This window comes from Nocardia sp. NBC_00508 (genome assembly GCF_036346875.1).
In the GTDB taxonomy this organism is placed as follows: domain Bacteria; phylum Actinomycetota; class Actinomycetes; order Mycobacteriales; family Mycobacteriaceae; genus Nocardia.
Genome location: NZ_CP107852.1, coordinates 7,287,408 through 7,306,419, shown reverse-complemented (window position 1 = coordinate 7,306,419; position 19,012 = coordinate 7,287,408). Strand labels below are relative to the sequence as shown.

The window sequence follows — 19,012 nt, the reverse complement described above, 5'->3', positions numbered from 1 at the left end:
CTCGGCGAGAACAGTGAGGATTTCCACAATTACTCCATCGTGTTCGGAAACAGGAAAGCCAGGAGTTTGGCCGGTCCGGTTGTCCGTTTCATGAACGCGACTTGAACAAGAAAAGTCGAATTCGACCTATTGTTCGCCGAGATCGAGGCGATCGAAATGCGCCGGGTGCAGTGCCCGCAGGAGTTCCGGGGCGTCGGCGATCCGGCCGGCGGTCAACACCCCGACGGCGTTGCCGGAGTGAATTCGGGTCAACACCTCGGCGATGATGGGGGCGGTGGCGGCATAGATATCACGACCCGCGGCGACGGCCCGGCGTTCGGCGCCGTTCGCGTGGGCGACAACCTCCACCAGGAACTGCTGGGCGGAGCGCCCGGTGTCGTCGGCGGGTTGGGGCGGGGTGAGGTCGGGCGCGGAAAGGTCCCGCAGTGGAGCGGCCGTCATGTAGGTGTCGAGAACTGCCGTGTCCAGGTGGTGGGGGATCGTGACGCTGTCGGCGGTCGTGAACTCGCCTACCACCGTCTGCTTTCCGACCGGCGCCGGATAGGTCCAGTCCAGCACAGGCGCGGCGTCGGTGCGGTGGACGAATCGGCCGCCGGAGAAGACGAGGCGCCGGCCGTCGCGGCGAGTCTTCGAGGTCGCCACGGTAGCGCGGGTGCCGAGGGTGGGGATCCAGCTGTCCAGAGCGTAGGCGAGGGTGATCCGGTCGGCCGAGGACCAGCCGCCCATGGCGGCGGTGGCGAGCAGGTCGCCGAGGCCGCCGTAGAAGGCGATGGACGGGGCGATCACGATGCCCGCGGACCGAGCCCGATCCGGATACCGGGTGACGATCTCATGGGCGACCTCGACCTCGGCGGCCACGTCGAGATAGTGCGTTCCGGTCCGCAGCGCGGACTCGGCGACGGCATGCGCGGTCCGAGCGAACGGACCCGCGGCGTTGACGACGGCGATTCCGCCGCGGAGGACGCGATCCAGCGCGTTGGGATCGTCGACGGCCGCCGGACGGACATCCAGGCCCGGATGGGTCGCGGCGAGCGCCCGCAGCCGGGCTTCGTCGCGACCCGACAGGATCGGCGTCCAGCCGCGGCGCACCAGCTCGGCCACGATGAAACGCCCGGTGTGCCCATATGCCCCATAGACGACAACAGCCGGCATCACGCCCCCTGATCGCTCGTTTGTCCGGCACCTACCGTACGAGACCGAGGCAGAGTTCGAAACTCGGTGTGCCGCCGAGCAAATAGGCACCCGCGGACTGGAGGATGCGGTCCTGGGCGACGATGTGCTGGCACATCGTCGTGGTGTCGCGCAGCCAGCGGTCCAAAGGCGATCGCTGGTAGATGGCGGAGGTCTGGCGCAGATCGTACAGGCGCTGGACGATGGAGCGGGCGGTGCGGAAGGCGTGCAGACGGGACAACGGCAGCGCCGCGCGTTCGTCGGGGGTGAGCGCGTCGAGAGTGCCGCTTCCGGACAGGACTTCCCACTGCCGGTGCAGCGCGGTGTACACACCGGAGCGGGTGGCGTGCAGGTCGGCCGCGCAGTCGGCGAGGGTGACCTGCACGCGGTAGTCGTCCGCTTTTGCGGCGGATTCGGCGAGGACGTAGTCGATCGCGGCGCGCGCGACGCCGAGCGGGACCGCAGGCATATTCCGCATGTGTACCTCGGGCTGTGCCAGCGGGCCGGATTCGCCACGAACGGTGGCGAATTCCAGGGTGCGCTCCTCGGGAACGAAGATATCGGCGATGGTGTAGTCGCAGCTGCCGCTGCCCGCGAGGCCCGTGGTGTGCCAGGTGTCGATCACTTCGACCTGGGCCCGGGGAACCAGGAACAGTCGGGAGTCGGGTGCGCCGGTGGCGTCGCGCTCGGGCGTGCCGTCGCGGTGGATGAAGGCGCCGGAGACGACCCAGTCGGCGTGGGTGATCCCGCTACCGAACTGCCAGCGCCCGGTCAGGCGGAAGCCACCGGGGACGCGGCCGGCCCGGCCGGTGGGGAACAGCAGGCCCGCGGTCACCATGTCCAAGCTGGGAAACATCTCCTTGGCCACGGACTCGTCCAGGAAACGGGCGTAGAGGCCGGTATCGGAGCCGATCATGGCACACCAGCCCGCGGAGGCGTCGCCATAGGCGATGGCCTCCACCACCTCGGTCTGTTCGATCGAGGTGAGTTCCGGCCCGCCCCAGGTGCGGGCGAACGCCATCCGGAATACGCCGGTGTCACGGAGCAGATCGACGATATCCGCGGGCAGTCTGCGGGCACGCTCGATCTCCTGGGCCCGTTCCCGCAGCTGGCGCGCGAGAGTCTTGGCACGAGCGAGTATTTCGGCCCCCGGGGCGGGCAGCGGTGCGGTGCCGAGTTCGTCGATGACGGTCATGCGCGTATCTCCTTGCCGAGCGGACGGATCGCCTGGGGTGGCTGGAAGAAGCCGTCCGGGTCGTAGCGTTTCTTGATCTGGGCCAACCGCGGATAGTTCGGTCCGTAGTAAGCCGACTGCCAGTCGGTGAGGGCCGGGTCGGTGAAGTTCACATAGGCCGCTTCGGTGGCGTAATTGCCCATTTCTTCGTGCAGCCCGTCGAGCCATTCGAGGTTGCTCCAGACCGTATGGGCCGGATCGCTAGGGAGCCACGAGGTGTCCATAGAGACCAGGAACAGTGTGTCGCGGTGCGGAAAGGCGCTGTCGGCCACCGGAACCCGATTGATCGCACCACCCCAGGCGAACAGGGCAACACCCGCGCCGTCGGGATTGGTGCTGCCAGGCCATCGCTCGACTGCGTCCACGATCGCCTGGATACCGCTGTCGGACAATGGTTTCGGCGTGCATCGGGTGCGGACCGCGAACGGTTCGCCGGATGTCTCATGGTACATGTAGTCTTTCGCGCCCCAGTAGCCTCGATCGGCGATGTCGGCGCGGGCAGGCCGCGCGACGTCGAGGGCGGGGGCGAGCAGTTCCCGGAGTTCGGCCGCGGGCCCGAGATGCTGTCCGATGATGGACACCACACCGGGATCATCGCCCGCGCGGCTCGCGCCGATCCGCGCCGCGAACTGGTCGGGGGCCTGCGCCATGATCTTTTGCAGCACGGCGAGCACCTGCGCGGCCTGCCGCCACGGCCATAGCAGCAGGCAGGTCGAGCTGGGCACGGGCGTGCGAGTGCGGAAGGTGAACGATGTGTTGACGCCGAAGTGTCCGCCACCGCCGCCGCGGCACGCCCAGAACAGATCGGCGTTGTCGGTGGCGTTGCAGACGAGGGCGGTGCCGTCGGCGAGGACGATTTCGGTCTCCACCAGGGCATCCGCGGTGAGGCCGTAGGCGCGCGACACAGCCGAGACACCGCCGCCGAGCACGAGGCCGCCGATGCCGACCTCGTCGGAGTTGCCGAGCGGAATCGCCAGATCGTGCCGCTGCAGCGCCTGGTAGATCGCGCCGTTGCGGGTGCCGCCGCCGACGGCCACCAGCCCGCTGACGGGGTCCACCCGGACGCTGCCGAGCCCCCTCAGGTCCAGCACGAGACCGGCGCCGACCGAGTATCCGGCATAGCTGTGCCCACCACCGCGCGCGACGACGGGCATGTTCCGCTCACGCGCCCAGGTAATGGCCCGCGCGACATCGGCGGCATGGCGCACCGACAGGACAGCCGTCGGGCGGATATCGGCATAGCGCTTGTTGAACGGCCTTGTCGCGTCCTCGAAACCCGCGTCACCAGCCACCCGGACTCGCCCTTCGACGAGGCGCTGCAGTTCCTTCATCGCGTCCTCTCCTTCGTCGCGCGTCGTCGGCGGGAGCGGCCGATTCACCGGACCTCCTCCAGGTAGGAGACGCCGGTAGTCGAGTTCGGGCCGTATCGCTCCCATTCCTCGCGCAGCCGCAGCAGCCCGGTGCCGGTGTGTTCAGGTTCGGAGCGAGCGAAGCCGGAGACCACCTCGCCGTCGTGCAGAACCATCGTGTAGGCCAGGCGCAGGATGCCGTCGGCGTCGCAGGTGCCGTTCAGCGCGCCGCGACGCACCTTGCCGCCGGAGAATTCGGCCCAGACCAGGTTGTCCTGCTGGTGGTAGCGGGCGATCACGCCATCGTCGCTGTCCGGGTTGCGGAATCGGCGTCCGTCGTAGTTGATCATTCGGCGGCGTCCAGCAGTCCGGCGGGCAGGGTGAAGGTGGCCCCGGCCGCGAGCGGGTCGATCGGGTCGCCGATCAGTTCGACGGAAGCGCTTGCCGCCTCGAGCAATTCGGCGCAGCGCGGCGCGTCGTCGGCCTCGCACACGACAAAGGAGTGCCTGGCGATGTAGCCACCGGGCGGCAGGCGCAGTTCGACGCCCGGCTCCACCATGACCGCGGCGGTGACCAAACCGGGAGCGTGCTGCGGCACCGTCACCGAGCGCACGATGCAATCGCGTTCCGGGTAACCGAATCGGATGCCAACGGCGGCACTGCGGGTTGGAGCGGTCGAGGGCCGGTGTCCGGTCGCGACATCGACGAGCACCTCACCCGGGTCGATGCCGGTGGCGATCTTGCCGAGGAACGGGATGAGGTCGCCGCCCAGCCTGCCGTTGACCTCGATGATCAGCGGCCCGCGTGCGGTCGGTTTCACCTCGGTGTGGGTGATGCCGTTCTCCACGCCGAGTTCCCGATGCGCGCGAGCCACGGTGTCCAGCAGAGCGGCGTCGCCCAGCAGCGGATCGGCCGCGTCGACGATGTGACCCACTTCCTCGAAGTAGGGTTGCAGCCCGGTGCGCTTTCTCGCCAGGTACATCGGCAGGTATTCACCCTTGTAGACCGCGGCGTCGATGCTGATCTCCGGGCCGACGGCGTACTCCTCGACAATGGCGGTGTCGCGGAACGGCTCGTCGCCGATGGTGCTCGCGCTGGTTGCGGTGCGAAAGGCCGTGTCGAGTTCGGCGCGGTCGTCGGCACGGACGACGCCCATGCTCGCACCCAGCGCCTGCGGCTTCACCACCACCGGGTAGCCGATCCGCTCGGCCGCAGCGCGGGCTTGGTCGAGGGATCTGGTGAGTTCGAAACGCGGCTGTACCAAACCCGCCGCGGTGAGTACCTGGCGGGCGCGATTCTTGTCGCGGCAGCCCCGCACCCCGACCGAGGTCAGCCCGGGCACTCCGAGCTCGTCCGCCATTTCCGCGGCGGGCTGCACCAGAGGTTCGTCCCAGCACACCAGGCCGACGACATGATGGCGAGCGGCGATCCGGCGGGCACGGTCGCGCAGGATCTCGTGGTCGAAGACATTGGCCACGACGATCTCGTCGAAATACTCCTGTTGCCAGGTCGGTTCGATGTTGTTCAGCAGCACCGGTTTCAAACCGCGCGAGCGGGCCCGTGCCGCGACAGATTTCACGAGGTATTCGCGGTAGAGCCGCAGTCCGCTGCCGATGGCGAGCAGAACGTCGCTGGAGGTGTTCATGGCATCCTCTCCTTCTTCGGCATCATGCGGCGAGCCCCGCGGCCGCGAGCTGCACGATGTGGTCGGCGATCAGTGGCGCGGTGCGGAATCCGTCGCCGCCGGTGGCGGCCCGCGCCCATACCGCAGGGCCCGGCCGCGCGAGCACGGCGTCGCCGGGCCGGGCGGCGACTGTGTAATGGCACTGTTTGACGGCGGCCACGGTGTACCGGTCCGGGTCGGTGAGGATGCGGGCGACATGCCTGCGTGCAGCGGCACGGTCCTCGTCCGCCGCGGTGAATGCCGGTACGGCGCGGCACAATTCGGTGGAGCTGAGCTTGAGCAGGGTGCCCGCACCCGGCGGCATGAGCCAGCCGTGACCGCAGGCGCCGACACGTCCGGCGATCGGCGCCCGCTCCCACCAGGGCGCCAGGTCGGCGGGCGGTTGCAGGTACACCGTCGTCTGCCGGTGCAGCACGGTCCGCACGTCGACCAGATCGCTGGTCCAGGCGCCGGTCGCGAGCAGGATGACGTCCCCGCTGAGCACAGTCCCGTCGTCGAGCGTGAGCCGGCCTGCGTCGCTGTCGACCGCGACGACCGCCCGCCACGGCCGCAGCGTCACGGCGGCTCGACCGCGCAACCATCGGGTCGCAGCATGCAGCACGCGTTCTGCGAGCAGCACTCCGGCGTCGGTCTCCTGCACGCCGAGATACCCGGTGGGCAGCACGAGGTGCGGAAGGTCCGTCGGCGCGAGCAGGGTGATCGACAGCTCGGCCTGGCGCGCCAGGTCGAGCACGGCGTCCACCGAGTCTGCGGGCCACCCCGTGACCACTCCGATGCGGCGATAGAACCGCCCACCCAGCAGCTCCTGCAACCGCAGCCAGCGCTGGTGCAGCGTCGCGGCGGCCAGGGTCGCGCTCGCATCGCCTGGCGTCAGTGCGCGCAGTGCCCGATGCTGGTCGAACGAGCTCGACGCCGGATTCGGGATCGGGCCCCGGTCGACCAACGTCACCTGGTGCCCTGCCCGCACGCAGCGGACCGCCGTGATCAGCCCGGTGACGCCGGCTCCGGCGATGACGATCGCGGCCATCTCAGGTCCGCACCGGTTGCAGGCGGGGCAGGCGCACCGGCTCGATCGTCGTGCGCTGCGCGACCGTACGGAGATCGCTGTGCGGCAGCATGTCCGCGCCGCGCAGCCCTTCGGCAGCCAGGTCGATGAGGATCGGCGCGGCGCAACGCAACAGCACGTCGACCTGGTGGCAGAAATCCCCGCCCGACCCGATGGTTGCGCGGTCGAGCCGGGCCAGCTGCTGGGTGAGGGCTTCGGCGGCCCGGTGCAGACTGAAACGGGGCAGCTCGTAGGCGCCGCGGAACCGTTCGACGATGCGGACCGCATCGGCGCGGCCCCGGTCGGACACCGGCAGCGGGCCGCGCCACACCCAGGCGTCCACCTCGGCGGCCACCCGGTTCCACGGCTCGACCAGCCGGGTGCGGGTCAACGCGACGAACTCGTCGTGGTCGAAGCTGGTGCGCTGCAATTCCGGGCTGCCCGCGGCCAGATGGAATCGGATCAGATCGCGTGGGACCGTTTCGGCGAGATCCCGTCCCCAGACGAGATGACCGCGGCTGGTGGAGAACTTTTCGTGCCGCAGCTCGTAGAACTCATTGGTGAGGAACAGCTTCGGCAGCGCGTACTCGCCGTAGGCCAGCAGCATCGCCAGACCGGAGATGCCGAACGGGTAGATATTGTCGATGCCGAGGAAGTACACCACTTGCGCTGCCGCCTCCAGGCGCCACAACGCGTCCTCGGCTTCCGTTTCCAGGCCACGCTTTTCGGCAGCCAGCATCGAGCAGTACATGGTCCAGGCAAGCGGTTCGGCATTGGGATTGACCACTTGGCCCGGCAAACCTGGCGCCGGGATGCCCCACGAGACCGGATAGGTGACCGGGAAGTCCAGCAGCGGACCCGCGAGCAGTTCGTCGATCACCTGCGCCGCGTGCGGCCGCAGCGCCGCGGCCCCGTCGGTGAAGTGGGCACGCAACCGGTCTCGGTACCGCTCCAGGGGCAGGACGAGGACCTCGACGTCGCGGATCTCCAGACGCTGGGCGGGATCGCGGGTCGAGCGGGGATCCAACAGTTCACCCGGTGTCACCGGGTGTCCGCAGCTTTCACAGAGACCTGCGCAGCTGTCGGCCAGGCACACCGGACAATTGCCCGCCACATGGCCGTCGACGAGATACTCGCCGGTGTTGGACACATACGGAAAAGGCATGGGCCGCAGCCGCAATGCGCCCTTGGCACGCAGCTCGGCGACCACGCGGGCGACGAAGGACGTGAAGCGCTCCTCCCAGCCGGTGAACGCGTCGACCGCGATGCCGAGCGCGGTGAGCGTCGCCTCGACCTCTTTGGCCGAACGTTCGACCAGTGCCTGCGGCGTGGCGCCGATGCGGTGCGCGGTCGTGACGACATAGCTGGAGGTGTCCTGGACACCGGTGCCGAACAACACCTCCCGCCCCGTAGCCCTGGCATAGCGGGTGTAGACGTCGGCGGCGAGGAACGGTCCGGCGATGTGCCCGAGGTGCAGATCGCCGTTCGCGGTCGGTGCGGGGGAGATGACGATCACGGGACCGGTCATGATCGGTCGCCGTTGTTCTCATGGCGTGCGAGGAATCGCGCGGACATCTCGGTGTCCCACCAGATGGCGTACCACTCGAAGTCGGCGTCGCCGACGTTGCGGACATGGTGGGTGGTACCGGGAACGAGGTGGGCGAGGTCGCCCGCGAGAAACTCACGGCGCTCGCCGTCCACGTCCAGGGTCGCCCGCCCGGACATCGCGATGAACAGTTCGTATTCGTGGTGAGCATGCGCCTCGGAGACGCCACCGGGGCCGAGCACACACCACGCACCCTCGAACGGGGCGTTCAGAACTGCCCATGGCAGCAGCCGTTCGGTGGCGACGCCATAGGCCTCGGTGAGGCCGGCGCGGTCCAGCCTGCGGATCTCACTCATGTTGTGTCCTTCCGGGCAGGTGCGGAGCGCTCCGCGGTGGTGCTCGGCTCCCGCCGCCAGGCTCGGCCGCTCATGCCGTCCGGCTTTCCGGTACGACGCCGGTGGTGACGTGGCGGCGGTCGACAATGTCGTCGACGATGTCCTGCGATCGGTGCGCCAGCACACTGATCAGGGTGTCGGAGATGCCGTGCGTCGCCTCGTTGACGCCTTGCAGATAGACCGCGCCCCAGGCGGATTCGCCGAGATCCAGACGATAGCGGCGGCTCACCGCCAGCTCGGTGAGCCCCAGCCGGTCGCCGAGCTGCTGGACGATCGCGGGCATCCGTTGCTGGTAGCCGGTGCCGAGCAGCACCAGATCACAGCGCACGGAATCGAGCTTGCCGGTCTTGCGGTCGCGCAACTCCAGCACGATCTCGTCGCCATCCATACGCGCGGCGGCCACCTCGGTCATCGAGCGGACCGCGGAGCGCCCCTGCCCGAGCATCCGTTGCTGGTAGAGCATCGAATACAGCTCGTCGAGGAACGGCGGGGCCAGGCCGGCGTAGTTGGTGAGATGGACCTCCTCGAGTATGCGGCCGCGCACCTCGGGCGGGCAGTTGTAGAACTCGTCGACGAACGACGGGAAGAACAGTTCGTTGACGAACTTGCTGGTCTGGTAGTTCTGCAGCCCGATGGACCGCATCACCATCAGCGGCGTGCTCTGCGGCAGATCGCTGTGCACGGCCAGGAACATCTCCGCGGCGCTCTGTGCCCCGCCGACCACTACCGGACGGATGGGCCGGTCGGCGGCGACTCCTGCGATCCGAGTGCAGTACTCGGTACTGTGAATCACCTTGTCGGCGGGGAGGTTCCGGAACACTTCCGGAATGTGCGGATCACGCCCGGTGCCGATGACCAGGTCGCGGCAGTCGATGGTGTCGCCATCGGCCAGCGTGACCGTCCAGCCGATGAGGCGCCCGTCGGCCGTGCGGCGCGGCTCGATCCGTGCGCACCGGGCGTCATAGCGCACCCGCACATGCTCGAGCGAGTGGGCGACCCACTGTTGATATTCCGACAACTCCCAGCGGTAGGGGTTGAAGGTGGAGAGGTTGACGAATTCGTCCAACCGCCTGCGCTCGTATAGGAAATTCAGGAACGAGAACCGGCTGCGCGGATTACGCAGGGTGACCAGGTCTTTGAGGAAAGACACCTGGCTGCGCGCCCATGGCAGCAGCAGATTGCGCTGCCATTTGACATCCGGATGCTGTTCGAGGAGCAGCGTGCGCTCGGCGAGGCGCGGCGCGGCCGATTCTTCGATAGCGACGGCGAGGGCGAGGTTCGCTGGGCCGGCGCCGATCGCCAGAATATCGACTTCGTGATCGGTCACATTTCCACCTGGGTTGTGCTTGGACTTGCGGAACACCGCTAGCCAGTGAATGCGCCGAAGGTGTTGTCCGACAGCGTTTATCCGATCCGAACATCAACCCACCGACACCGGCCGGACAAAGACCGCGACGCCATGCGTCGCGCGACAGGGCCGGGCACGGCAAAAGGCCCTGGACCGTGATAGTTCACGGATCCAGGGCCGCTCGAGCAGGCTGATCAGTCGCCGTTCAGTGTGACGCTGATCAGGTCGAGTTCGCGGAAAGGCGTGACCACGACATCGCGCAAACGATGCGACCATCCGGACTGCACCGTCTGGAACCAGAATGGGATGGCGGGCATGTCGGCCAGGATCTTCCGCTCGGCCTGCTGGTACAGCGCGAACGCCTGCTGTTCGGTCGGTGCGGCGTCGGCCTGCGCCAACAGCGCGTCCACCTCGGGGTTCGAATAGCGTCCGCCGTTCACCGCGGCGCCGGTGCGGTACATGGGATTCAGGAAGTTCTCGATCGCGGGATAGTCCGCCACCCAGCCCGATCGGTAGATCCCCGGGATGCGCTGGGTGTCGATCATGGTGCGGAACTCGCCGAGCGTGGCGACCGGCACGAACCGGCATTCGCGCCCCAGCGCCGCGGTGACGGTCCGGCAGGTCGCTTCCATCCACTCCTGGTTGGCGGAGTCGTTGTTCGACGTCAGCTCGATCGGGCCGGAGAATCCGGTCGCGTCGAACAATTCCTTGGCGCGCAGCGGCTGATAGGTGCACAGCTCGCCGCACTGACCGGCGATCCGGCCCGGGATTTGCGGCGGAATCAGCCCATCGGCGACCTGCTTGTCCCCGCCGAAGACCCGATCGATGACGTACTGCCGGTCGATCGCCATCGACAAGGCCCGGCGCAGTCGCGGATCCGCGTAGCGGCGGTCGTAGAGCGGGAACGAGATCGACTGGATACCGAGGTAGGTCTGGGACACGTGCCTGCCGGCGAGCTCTGCTTTGTACCGCCCACCCGCCAGCGCCGAGGCCGGGGTGATCTCCAGGAAGTCCAGCTTCTCCGCGACGACGTCGGCGTAGGCCGCCTCCAGTGATGGGTAGAACCGGAACTCTACGCCGGGAATGCGCGGCCGTTGTCCACGGTACCGATCGAAGCGGGTCAGCACGATATTCCGGCCGGGTTCGCGGGATACGAACCGGAAAGGACCGTTCCCGACCGGGTGCCGCTCGTAGGCGGCACGATCACGGAAAAAGCTTGCGGGAAGGGGAAAGAACGCGGCGTAGCCGAGCTGGGTCGGGAAGGCGGAGAAGGGGGCCGACAGCATGACGACGAAGCTGAGGTCGTCGACGACGCGCAGTCCGGACAGGTCGCGGGCCGAAGGCTGTGGCGCTGCGAGCGGACCGGATCCGTCCGGATCAGCGGGGTTGACCAGGTCGAATCCGTCGATATGGGACAAGAATGCAGCGCCGTGCTGACCGTTCGGCGCGTACGCGGTGTAGTTCCACGCGTCGACGAAGCTCCGTGCCGTGACCGGGCTCCCATCATGGAAGGTCCAGCCCCGACGCAGCGTGATCCGGTACACCCGCGCATCGTCGGTGTCGATCCGGTCCGCCACCGCGTTACGTGGCTCGCCGCTGCGCGGATCGTATTCGACAAGCCCGCGGAAGAGCGCGCCGATCACCTTGACCCCACCGCTTTCGGTGGTGTCGCCGGGAATCAGCGGATTGGCAGGCTCGGTTCCGTTGTAGCTGATCGTGTTCGGGCCGGTTTCGGTGTCGCCGCAGCCGGTGAGCAAAGCGGCGAGCAGGGCCGCGACGAGCAGCACCACCCGTCCGGTCCGGCCGGCGGTCATGACGTCGGCTCGTCGGCGCTCGACTCCGTCTCGGCGCGCACGGCCTTGTTCTCGCGGATGCCCGCGTACGCACACCATGCGGCGAACACGCCCAGCGCGCCACACAGCGGCCAGATGCCCTCGCCGAGTTGCGTCCACGCCAGCACGCCGAGGGCCGGTCCGAGCGCCATGCCCAGACCGAAGGTGGCCTGATGTGTGCCGATGTAGCGAGCCCGCACCGCGGCGGGGAAGGTTGACGGATACGCGAACATGGTGGGGCCGTTGACCATCACACCGGAGACGAAGACGATCGTGGCGAGGATGATCGGCACCGGACCGAGGCCGGCGAGTGCGTAACCGGCCACGCCAAGGCCCATGATCGCGGTCCCGACCGCGCCGACGAGGTGGGGACGCAGGTGTTTCACGTATGCCGTGATCTTCAGCTCGCACAGGATCAGGGTCACCGACGCGGTGACCAGCACAGCGCTGTAGAGTCCCGTGGAAAAGCCGTCGGCTTCGATGTTCAGCGGCAGCGCGACGGTGTATTGCACGTAGATGATCGAACCGACCAGCACCGAGGCGAGAAACAAGTGATAGCGCCGGTCGCGCAGAATCACTCCGTACCCACGGGACTGCTTCGGGGATTGCTCCTTCTCATCCTGTGGCGCAGCAACCTTCGGCAACAGCAGCAGCGCGAGCGCCGCATAGGCCAGCGCCGTCAGCGCGTCCAGCCACAGCAGAAGATTCCAGTCGATCAGGATGACCGCCGCGGCGACCAGCGGAGCGAGCGCCGCGCCGATGTTCAGCGCGATACGCATCATCGAAAACCCCATCACCCGATGCTCTTCGGGCATCAGATCGCCGAGCAGCACCGCGGCGGCTGGACGGTATGCCTGCGTCACCAGGCCGGTCGTCGCGACCGCGATCAGCAGGACGGCGTACAGCCCGGGCCGGCTCAGCAGCGGGATCAGCGCCAGCAGCGCCGCCGACCCCGTCATCGCGGCGATGATGGTGGGGCGCGGCCCGATCCGGTGGGTGAGTTCACCGCCGAGCATGGTGCCGAAGACAGCTCCGGCGCTGTAGGCGGTCAACGCCAGACCCGCCTGGCCGACAGTGAATTCGCGGTGGGTCAGATACAGCACAAGGAAGGTCTGCACGAAAGCGCCGAGCTGGTTCACCAGCACGCCGATGAGGAGATAGACGACCGGCCGGGGCGTCTCGCGTAGCGCGGTGAATACCCCGGTGCGGTTGGGGGTTTGGGTTGCGTTCATCGAAGTGCTCCTCGTTCGCCGGTGCGGCGGCCCGTTGGGGGGCGGGGAAGACGGTTTGGGAGGTCAGCGGGTGAACAGCGATTCGACAGCACCGAAATCGAGCGCATCCGACAGCGTTGCGTAGGTGCCGTGCTCCAGCAGCTCCCGGGCGGCCTCCTGAGCTCGGCCGTAGGCGGCCTGCGCCACGGCAGGGCCGAGGCTGACCCGGCGGACTCCGGCGGCGGCGAATTCGGCGACACGCGGCGCTCCAGGCCCGGTCATCACATTGATCGGCAGCGGAGCCTTGCCCACCAGGTCGGCCAGCGTTTCCAGGTCGAGCAGGCCGGGCACGAACAGGCTGTCGGCGCCCGCCTCCGCGTATCCGGCCGCGCGGGCGAGTAGCTCGTCGAAGCGACCCTCGGGTGTGCCGATGCCGAACAGATACACGTCGGTGCGTGCGTTGATGACCAGTTCCGGCAGCCCCGCCTCGGTCGCGGCGATCCGGGCCGCGCGCAGGCGAGCCGCTTGGGCGTCGCGGTCGAACAGCGGTCCGCCGGGGGCCGTGGAGTCCTCGAGGTTCACTCCGACCGCACCCGCCGCCACCACGGCCTCGATCGTGCTCGCGACGTCCTCGGGCGCCGGGCCGTAGCCACCCTCCACGTCCGCGGTGACGGGCAGATTGACGGCGGCGGCGATGACGCGGACCTGACCTACCGCCTCCTCCCTGCTCAGCCGCTGTCCATCGGTGCGCCCCAACACCCAGGAAACGGCAGCGCTGGTGGTGGCGATCGCGGGTGCGCCCGCCTGTGCGATGAGGGCCGCGCTGAGCGGGTCCCAGGCGTTCGGCAGCACGAACAGACCCTCCGCGTGCAGGTTCCGGAAGGTCGCCGCCCGGCTCCGCTGGATGTCACTGCCGCGCTGGATATCGTCCACCACGATGGCTCCTCCTGAGTTGATCATTCTGTCGAACTCGACGAAGGTAACCCCGAAATCCGGCCGGGCCGCGGGATCGGCGAACAGTGCGGACAAAAGAACGACAATGCCGCGCCCGCCGCCGGATACCCGGCGGATGTCCGTGCGTTCCGGTCAACCGGTCAGCGAGCGAAACCGCCTTCACTGAAACGGATTACGGTACGCAGCGGGTCGGCATTCAGCGCCTCCTGGTCGCGCCGAATGGCGAACCGGTCGGCCTCTTGGGCCAACAGCTGGCCGATCAGCGACGGCATCACATAGCGGTCCGGCTGCGAAACCCGATGCAGCAGACCGCCGTCGATCAGGCTGTCCATCGCGTATTCGGCGGAGTCGATCGAAATGTGCAGCGCACGAGCCAAACTGGTGGGCGTAACCTCGTCCGCGCCGTGAGCCAGCATGTGTAGCACATGCTTGGCCAATGGCGGACGGGACAGGTAGGCGGGCAACACCGCCTCCGCGAGGCCGATATCGCCGATGCGCAGCCAGTTCGCCACATTGACCCCGTCGGTCAGCCGCCCGGCGATCTCGGCCAGCCGACGGCCCGGTTGCGCCGCGATCTTGCGTCCCGCGATGGTCAACGCGAGCGGCAGGTACCCGCAGAACTCCGCGATGCGCAGACCGGACGCGTGTTCGGCGCGGATACGGTCGCTGCCGATCAGCAGGCGTAACAGGTCGATCGCTTCCATTCGCGACAGCGGTTCGAGCGTGATGCGCCGTACGCCGTCCAGGCCGAGTAGCCGGGAGCGGCTGGTCACCACGATCTGGCTGGTTCGCGAGCGGGCCAGTAGCGGCCGGACCTGCGGTTCGTCCCGGACATTGTCGAGCACCACGATGACTCGGCGTTCGGCGATCATGGAGCGGTACAGGCCGATGCGGTGCATCTCGTCGTCCGGTATCTGATCGGGCAGTATGCCGAGCGCGTGCAGAAACCCGGACATCACCTCCAGCGGAGCGGACTCGTGGCCGCGGCGGGCGCCCAGATCGGTGAAAAGCTGGCCGTCGGGGAAGTCCCCCGCCAGCTGATGGGCAAACCGTAGTGCGAAGGTGGTCTTGCCGATTCCGACCGGACCGCGCACCACGACCGGCGCCCTGCAGTCGGACATGCCGGTCATCGCGGCGCTGGCAGCGGTGAATTCGGCCAGGCGCCCGACGAAGTCGTGCGGTCCGATCGGCAGCTGCGCTGGTCGCGGCGGGCCGGACTCCGGGATATCGTCCCCGATCGGCGTCAGCGGTTCGGTCGGTGCGCCGTCGCCGCGCACCTCGTGCCAGCGTCTTTCCCACTCCTCGAGGTCGCCGCCACAGGCTTTCACGAAGGCCGAGGTCACGGGCAGTGTCGGCAGCCGGTGCCCGCCTGCCGCGTCGGACAGCACCGAGGGGGAGTACAGCGCCGCGCTCGCCATCTGCCGGTAGGACGGATTTCCCGCCGAAGCACGCAGTTTGCGTAGATCACCCGCGAATGCGGCGATCGGGCCGGATCGGGTGTCGATAGGTTTTTCTCGTCGCCCCATCGCTCACTATCACATCCTGAACTGCGTTGTGGCACGAGATGTCCCGTTACCGAGTGATACCGGCCGACCGCGATGTCGACCCCCCACCGGCGATGCCGCCACGTCCTGCCGCGTGCTGTCCGTGCCCCTGTCCGTCACGATCACCCTCCCCACGGGATGTCCGTTTTCCGCTTAGCGGAGTTCGGACGCCGGTTCCGCGATGGTGCATCCGGAGGGTGAACTGCGGGCATCGAAGTGGCGTGCAGCAGTCGACGTACCGCCTAAGCGTAAATCGCGCCAGAGTACTTGGAACATTAACGATTTCGATGATCTGATCGGCAAACTTCTCGCTCACGTATCTTTTGCGTGCGGAACTAGACGTAGCCCGCACGGCGGCGCGCATCTGCCCTGTCGCGGGCTACTGTCGGCTGTCGCCGCGCTCGGGGCCGAGCGTGCCCGCCAGCGCATTCCGTTCGACGCGGTGATACATCTCCGCCGGGGTGGGACTGGATGCCGTTGTCGCGCAGGGCGCGCCGCCATCGGTGTCGATGCCCGGAGACGATGTGGACAACGCTGCGGCGACTGTGGGACCGGGCTCGACGATGCGGTACAGAATCCGTTCCGGTGCAACGGCGTAGAGCTCGCTGAGCGGAACGCACCGCCGGTCGCGGCGAGACGGCCCAGCCAGGCCGGCGGCTACGGCACCGCCGGCGTGCCTCCCGGTACCACCGGCAACCCGGCTGCCTTCCACGCTCGGAAGCCTCCGACGAGGTCGGTGACATGACGCAACCCGAGACGGAGTGCGTCGGCCGCGGCGAGACTGGACGCGTAGCCTTCATTGCACATGATCACCACCGGAGTGGCTGCGTCGATGCTCGGGAGCCGGTGTTCGCCGACCGGATCGAGGCGCCATTCCAGCACGATTCGCTCGACCACCACCGCACCGGCGATCTCGCCCTCGGCGAGCCGGTTCGCATACGGCCGGATGTCCACCACCAGCGCCCCGTCGGCCTGCAACACCGCCGCTTGCTCCGGGGTGACCCGATCCAGTTGCACGCGGGCCTGCTCGACCATCTCCTCGGCACCGGTGGCCGCTGTTCGCTCGCTCATGCCTGCGCCTCGCTAGCGCTCGGCCCCGGCACGAGCGAGTGCTCGGCTGCGTCTTCTGTTCGCTCGCTGCGCTCGCTCATGCCTGCGCCTCGCTAGCGCTCGGCCCCGGCACGAGCGAGTGCTCGGCTGCGTCTTCTGTTCGCTCGCTGCGCTCGCTCATGCCTGCGCCTCGCTAGCGCTCGGCCCCGGCACGAGCGAGTGCTCGGCTGCGTCTTCTGTTCGCTCGCTGCGCTCGCTCATGCCTGCGCCTCGCTAGCGCTCGGCCCCGGCACGAGCGAGTGCTCGGCTGCGTCTTCTGTTCGCTCGCTGCGCTCGCTCATTACGCCCGCGAAATCCGTCAGCCTGCGGTACTCGCGTACCGGCCGCAGCGGTGGCGAATACGCATGGACCGAGGCCGCGGGGCGAGCACTGCGATTGCGGAGCCGGTGCGCCCGCTCGGGTCCGAATGCGACCGTGTCGCCCACCTGCCATTCCGCTGTCCGGACCGGACCGCCAACGTACAGATACTCCTCGCTGAGCTGGCCGATCGAGACGGTGAAGGCACCGGCCGCGCCGCCGTGGTCGTGCGGTTCCGTGCCCTGCCCCGGAGCCCACGACAGCAGCCACAGCTCGACACCCATGGTCAGCGCGAGCCGAGTCCACCAGCGCTGCTCGGCGGAGAACCGTGCGATATCCAGCAGCGGCGTCGCTAGTTCCGCGGCCACCTCGCTGGTCAGGTGGTGTAGTTCAGTGGGTGTCCACAGTGTCCGCTCCGGGTGGATCGCCTCCTGAACCAGCGGCACGTCGATGTCGGGATGGATATCCCGGGCGTGCTTGAGATTCACCGCGAGGGAACTGGTCACATGTGCTCCTGACGTGATCGTACGAACAACCCGGTTGGTACCTGCCGCGCGTGGCGCGCCCCAACGTCGCGCCGCTTGGATTATCCGCCGTCGACCTGCGCATGCCACCGAACAGAATCAGCGCGAACAAAATTCGACCGGCCGTCGGACGCAGCTGCCACAGGTCACTCCGGTGAAGGTGCCCAGGGACTCCTCGCCCACCGCGAACTCATCGGTCACTACGCGCGAGGCGCCACAGTGGGAGGCCAGATCCCGGAGGCGGGGGTAACCACCTTCGGTGCTCACGCATGAAATCTTCGCGCCGGAACTGCTGCCGACCGGGAGTCCCGGCGGCTACGACGGCCCGGTCGAATGGGCGCGCCCGGCGACGCGGGCATCGATAGTGGGGTAGCCGTACGGCGATAGCGTCCGGACTTGGCAAATCGTCGCTAGGCTGACGCCGTCGAAGGCGCCCGAACGAGCATCCGCGGTGTGGCATGGTCAGCGCTGATATCCGGGCACGACAGCACTAAGGGGTGCGGGATGCGAGACAGTCGGTGGCGGCGGGCAATTGCGGTCGCGGCGTGCGGAATCGGGGTGCTGGCGGGGTCGCCGGTGAGCGCGGCGAATCCGGTGGGCGACGCGGGCGTTATGTGGTTGTGCAGGCCGGACCGGGCCGATGATCCGTGCCGCGCTGGTTCGGCGACGACGGTGCGGCGGACGGGGCAGCCGGATGTGCAGGAGAAGCCGACGTCAGCGGGCGACACGGGAGTGGACTGCTTCTATGTGTATCCGACGGCGTCGTTGGAGCCGACACCCAACTCCGATACCGAGGTGACGCCGGAGTTGCGAGCGGTTGCCCAACAGCAGGCGGCGCGTTTTTCCCAAGTGTGTCAGGTGTACGCGCCGGTGTATCGACAACGGACTGTCCCGGCGCTGGTCGCGGAGAGGGCGTACACCCCCGAGCAGCGTGCCGAGATGGCGCGGATCGCGTACCAGGACGTGTTGCAGGCGTGGCGGAGTTACTCCGCCGAGCGCGACCGCGGCAGGCCGGTGGTGCTGATCGGGCATTCCCAGGGTGCGCGCATGCTGCGCCAGCTGATCAGGGAGGAGATCGAACCGCAGTCGGCCGTGCGTGATCGGATCCTGTCCGCGATCCTGCTCGGTGGCAATGTGGTGGTGCCGAAGAACGGTGACGTCGGCGGCGACTTCCACTATCTCCCGCTGTGTCGCGCCGAGCAGCAGACACGGTGCGTCCTCGCCTGGCAGACCTTCGGCGCGATCCCGCCTCCGGACAGCCGATTCGGCCGCAACCCGATGACCCCGGAGGAGCTGCCTCGGCCGTACGGCCCGGACTACGAGGTGGCTTGCACCAACCCGTCCTCACTGGACCGCAATGAACCCCGCACCGCGGACACTGTGCTGCGCGCGAACCCGGTGCCCAGCCCGCTCGGCGTCGAGCTGGCGCTGCGCCATGGACCGTCCGCCGTTGCCGCTCCCACCCCATGGCTGGTCCCCGCGGAAACCTACCGGCTCCAGTGCGTCCGTAGCGGCGACGCGAACGTGCTGATGGCGACCCCGGAAGCGGGCAGCCCCGGGTTGTACCCGGTTCCGAACGCGACGTGGGGTCTGCACCTCGTCGATGTGGAGATCGCGCTGGGCGCGCTGGTGCGTATCGTGGCGTCCCAAACCCGCGCCCATCACGCAGCGCACCGCTGAGTTCGCCTGCTGCACTGCTCGAGCCGACCGTACCGCGGCGACCGGCCGTGTGAAACGACCTGCCTGCCGAGCAGGCACCCACTGCTGAA

Annotated in this window: 17 protein-coding genes; 1 reads left to right on the top strand and 16 read right to left on the bottom strand. The window is 68.2% G+C overall.

Annotation, left to right across the window (positions count from 1 at the left end; all coding sequences use genetic code 11):
• Positions 1 to 126 precede the first annotated feature (126 nt).
• The 16 genes from OHA40_RS32940 to OHA40_RS32865 all read right to left on the bottom strand — a co-directional run bounded on the left by OHA40_RS32940 (position 127) and on the right by OHA40_RS32865 (position 17,225).
• Entirely contained in the window at positions 127 to 1,152 is a 1,026-nt protein-coding gene (locus OHA40_RS32940) for a saccharopine dehydrogenase family protein (protein ID WP_330230696.1), read from the bottom strand.
• A 31-nt stretch (positions 1,153 to 1,183) separates the two neighbouring features.
• Positions 1,184 to 2,365: an acyl-CoA dehydrogenase family protein gene (locus tag OHA40_RS32935; protein ID WP_330230695.1), complete on the bottom strand. Its 1,182-nt coding sequence runs from the start codon at positions 2,363 to 2,365 to the stop codon at positions 1,184 to 1,186.
• The gene (locus OHA40_RS32930) at positions 2,362 to 3,735 is read right to left on the bottom strand and encodes an FAD-binding oxidoreductase (RefSeq protein WP_330230694.1); all 1,374 of its coding nucleotides are present in this window, start codon (positions 3,733 to 3,735) and stop codon (positions 2,362 to 2,364) included. The genes OHA40_RS32935 and OHA40_RS32930 overlap by 4 nt, the downstream gene beginning before the upstream one ends.
• A 44-nt stretch (positions 3,736 to 3,779) precedes the next feature.
• Positions 3,780 to 4,103, bottom strand: coding sequence for a hypothetical protein (locus OHA40_RS32925; RefSeq protein WP_330230693.1), 324 nt, complete (start codon positions 4,101 to 4,103; stop codon positions 3,780 to 3,782).
• The gene (locus tag OHA40_RS32920; protein ID WP_330230692.1) at positions 4,100 to 5,398 is read right to left on the bottom strand and encodes an ATP-grasp domain-containing protein; all 1,299 of its coding nucleotides are present in this window, start codon (positions 5,396 to 5,398) and stop codon (positions 4,100 to 4,102) included. Before OHA40_RS32920 ends, OHA40_RS32925 begins: the two co-directional genes overlap by 4 nt.
• 22 nt (positions 5,399 to 5,420) lie before the next feature.
• Positions 5,421 to 6,464, bottom strand: a complete 1,044-nt coding sequence (locus OHA40_RS32915) for an NAD(P)/FAD-dependent oxidoreductase (protein WP_330230691.1) — start codon at positions 6,462 to 6,464, stop codon at positions 5,421 to 5,423.
• A gap of 1 nt (position 6,465) precedes the next feature.
• Positions 6,466 to 8,010, bottom strand: coding sequence for a class I tRNA ligase family protein (locus OHA40_RS32910; RefSeq protein WP_330230690.1), 1,545 nt, complete (start codon positions 8,008 to 8,010; stop codon positions 6,466 to 6,468).
• Positions 8,007 to 8,384, bottom strand: a complete 378-nt coding sequence (locus OHA40_RS32905) for a cupin domain-containing protein (RefSeq protein WP_330230689.1) — start codon at positions 8,382 to 8,384, stop codon at positions 8,007 to 8,009. The genes OHA40_RS32910 and OHA40_RS32905 overlap by 4 nt, the downstream gene beginning before the upstream one ends.
• Positions 8,385 to 8,454: 70 nt before the next feature.
• On the bottom strand, positions 8,455 to 9,750 hold the full coding sequence (locus OHA40_RS32900) for a lysine N(6)-hydroxylase/L-ornithine N(5)-oxygenase family protein (protein WP_330230688.1): 1,296 nt from the start codon (positions 9,748 to 9,750) through the stop codon (positions 8,455 to 8,457).
• Positions 9,751 to 9,965: 215 nt separating this feature from the next.
• Positions 9,966 to 11,585, bottom strand: a complete 1,620-nt coding sequence (locus tag OHA40_RS32895) for a peptide ABC transporter substrate-binding protein (protein WP_330230687.1) — start codon at positions 11,583 to 11,585, stop codon at positions 9,966 to 9,968.
• Positions 11,582 to 12,835 carry an MFS transporter gene (locus OHA40_RS32890; protein ID WP_330230686.1) on the bottom strand — a complete coding sequence of 418 codons (1,254 nt, stop codon included), beginning with the start codon at positions 12,833 to 12,835 and terminating at the stop codon, positions 11,582 to 11,584. The genes OHA40_RS32895 and OHA40_RS32890 overlap by 4 nt, the downstream gene beginning before the upstream one ends.
• Positions 12,836 to 12,898: 63 nt before the next feature.
• Complete coding sequence (locus tag OHA40_RS32885) at positions 12,899 to 13,843, bottom strand: isocitrate lyase/PEP mutase family protein (protein ID WP_330230685.1); 945 nt, start codon at positions 13,841 to 13,843, stop codon at positions 12,899 to 12,901.
• Between the two features lie 65 nt (positions 13,844 to 13,908).
• Positions 13,909 to 15,294, bottom strand: coding sequence for an NB-ARC domain-containing protein (locus tag OHA40_RS32880; RefSeq protein ID WP_330230684.1), 1,386 nt, complete (start codon positions 15,292 to 15,294; stop codon positions 13,909 to 13,911).
• A gap of 397 nt (positions 15,295 to 15,691) precedes the next feature.
• Positions 15,692 to 15,844: a hypothetical protein gene (locus OHA40_RS32875; RefSeq protein ID WP_330230683.1), complete on the bottom strand. Its 153-nt coding sequence runs from the start codon at positions 15,842 to 15,844 to the stop codon at positions 15,692 to 15,694.
• Between the two features lie 125 nt (positions 15,845 to 15,969).
• A complete protein-coding gene (locus OHA40_RS32870) occupies positions 15,970 to 16,383 on the bottom strand; it encodes a rhodanese-like domain-containing protein (RefSeq protein WP_330230682.1) in 414 nt (137 codons plus the stop codon).
• Between the two features lie 236 nt (positions 16,384 to 16,619).
• Complete coding sequence (locus OHA40_RS32865) at positions 16,620 to 17,225, bottom strand: cysteine dioxygenase (RefSeq protein ID WP_330230681.1); 606 nt, start codon at positions 17,223 to 17,225, stop codon at positions 16,620 to 16,622.
• A gap of 522 nt (positions 17,226 to 17,747) precedes the next feature.
• Here OHA40_RS32865 and OHA40_RS32860 point away from each other — a divergent pair.
• Positions 17,748 to 18,923 (top strand): DUF3089 domain-containing protein, encoded by a 1,176-nt coding sequence (locus OHA40_RS32860; protein WP_330230680.1) that lies wholly within the window; start codon positions 17,748 to 17,750, stop codon positions 18,921 to 18,923.
• Positions 18,924 to 19,012 lie beyond the last annotated feature (89 nt).

Excerpts from the sequence above, each read along its gene's own strand:
- OHA40_RS32940 (WP_330230696.1), bottom strand. The coding sequence starts at position 1,152 with ATGCCGGCTGTTGTCGTCTATGGGGCATATGGGCACACCGGGCGTTTC.
- OHA40_RS32935 (WP_330230695.1), bottom strand. The coding sequence starts at position 2,365 with ATGACCGTCATCGACGAACTCGGCACCGCACCGCTGCCCGCCCCGGGG.
- OHA40_RS32930 (WP_330230694.1), bottom strand. The coding sequence starts at position 3,735 with ATGAAGGAACTGCAGCGCCTCGTCGAAGGGCGAGTCCGGGTGGCTGGT.
- OHA40_RS32925 (WP_330230693.1), bottom strand. The coding sequence starts at position 4,103 with ATGATCAACTACGACGGACGCCGATTCCGCAACCCGGACAGCGACGAT.
- OHA40_RS32920 (WP_330230692.1), bottom strand. The coding sequence starts at position 5,398 with ATGAACACCTCCAGCGACGTTCTGCTCGCCATCGGCAGCGGACTGCGG.
- OHA40_RS32915 (WP_330230691.1), bottom strand. The coding sequence starts at position 6,464 with ATGGCCGCGATCGTCATCGCCGGAGCCGGCGTCACCGGGCTGATCACG.
- OHA40_RS32910 (WP_330230690.1), bottom strand. The coding sequence starts at position 8,010 with ATGACCGGTCCCGTGATCGTCATCTCCCCCGCACCGACCGCGAACGGC.
- OHA40_RS32905 (WP_330230689.1), bottom strand. The coding sequence starts at position 8,384 with ATGAGTGAGATCCGCAGGCTGGACCGCGCCGGCCTCACCGAGGCCTAT.
- OHA40_RS32895 (WP_330230687.1), bottom strand. The coding sequence starts at position 11,585 with ATGACCGCCGGCCGGACCGGACGGGTGGTGCTGCTCGTCGCGGCCCTG.
- OHA40_RS32890 (WP_330230686.1), bottom strand. The coding sequence starts at position 12,835 with ATGAACGCAACCCAAACCCCCAACCGCACCGGGGTATTCACCGCGCTA.
- OHA40_RS32880 (WP_330230684.1), bottom strand. The coding sequence starts at position 15,294 with ATGGGGCGACGAGAAAAACCTATCGACACCCGATCCGGCCCGATCGCC.
- OHA40_RS32870 (WP_330230682.1), bottom strand. The coding sequence starts at position 16,383 with ATGAGCGAGCGAACAGCGGCCACCGGTGCCGAGGAGATGGTCGAGCAG.
- OHA40_RS32860 (WP_330230680.1), top strand. The coding sequence starts at position 17,748 with ATGCGAGACAGTCGGTGGCGGCGGGCAATTGCGGTCGCGGCGTGCGGA.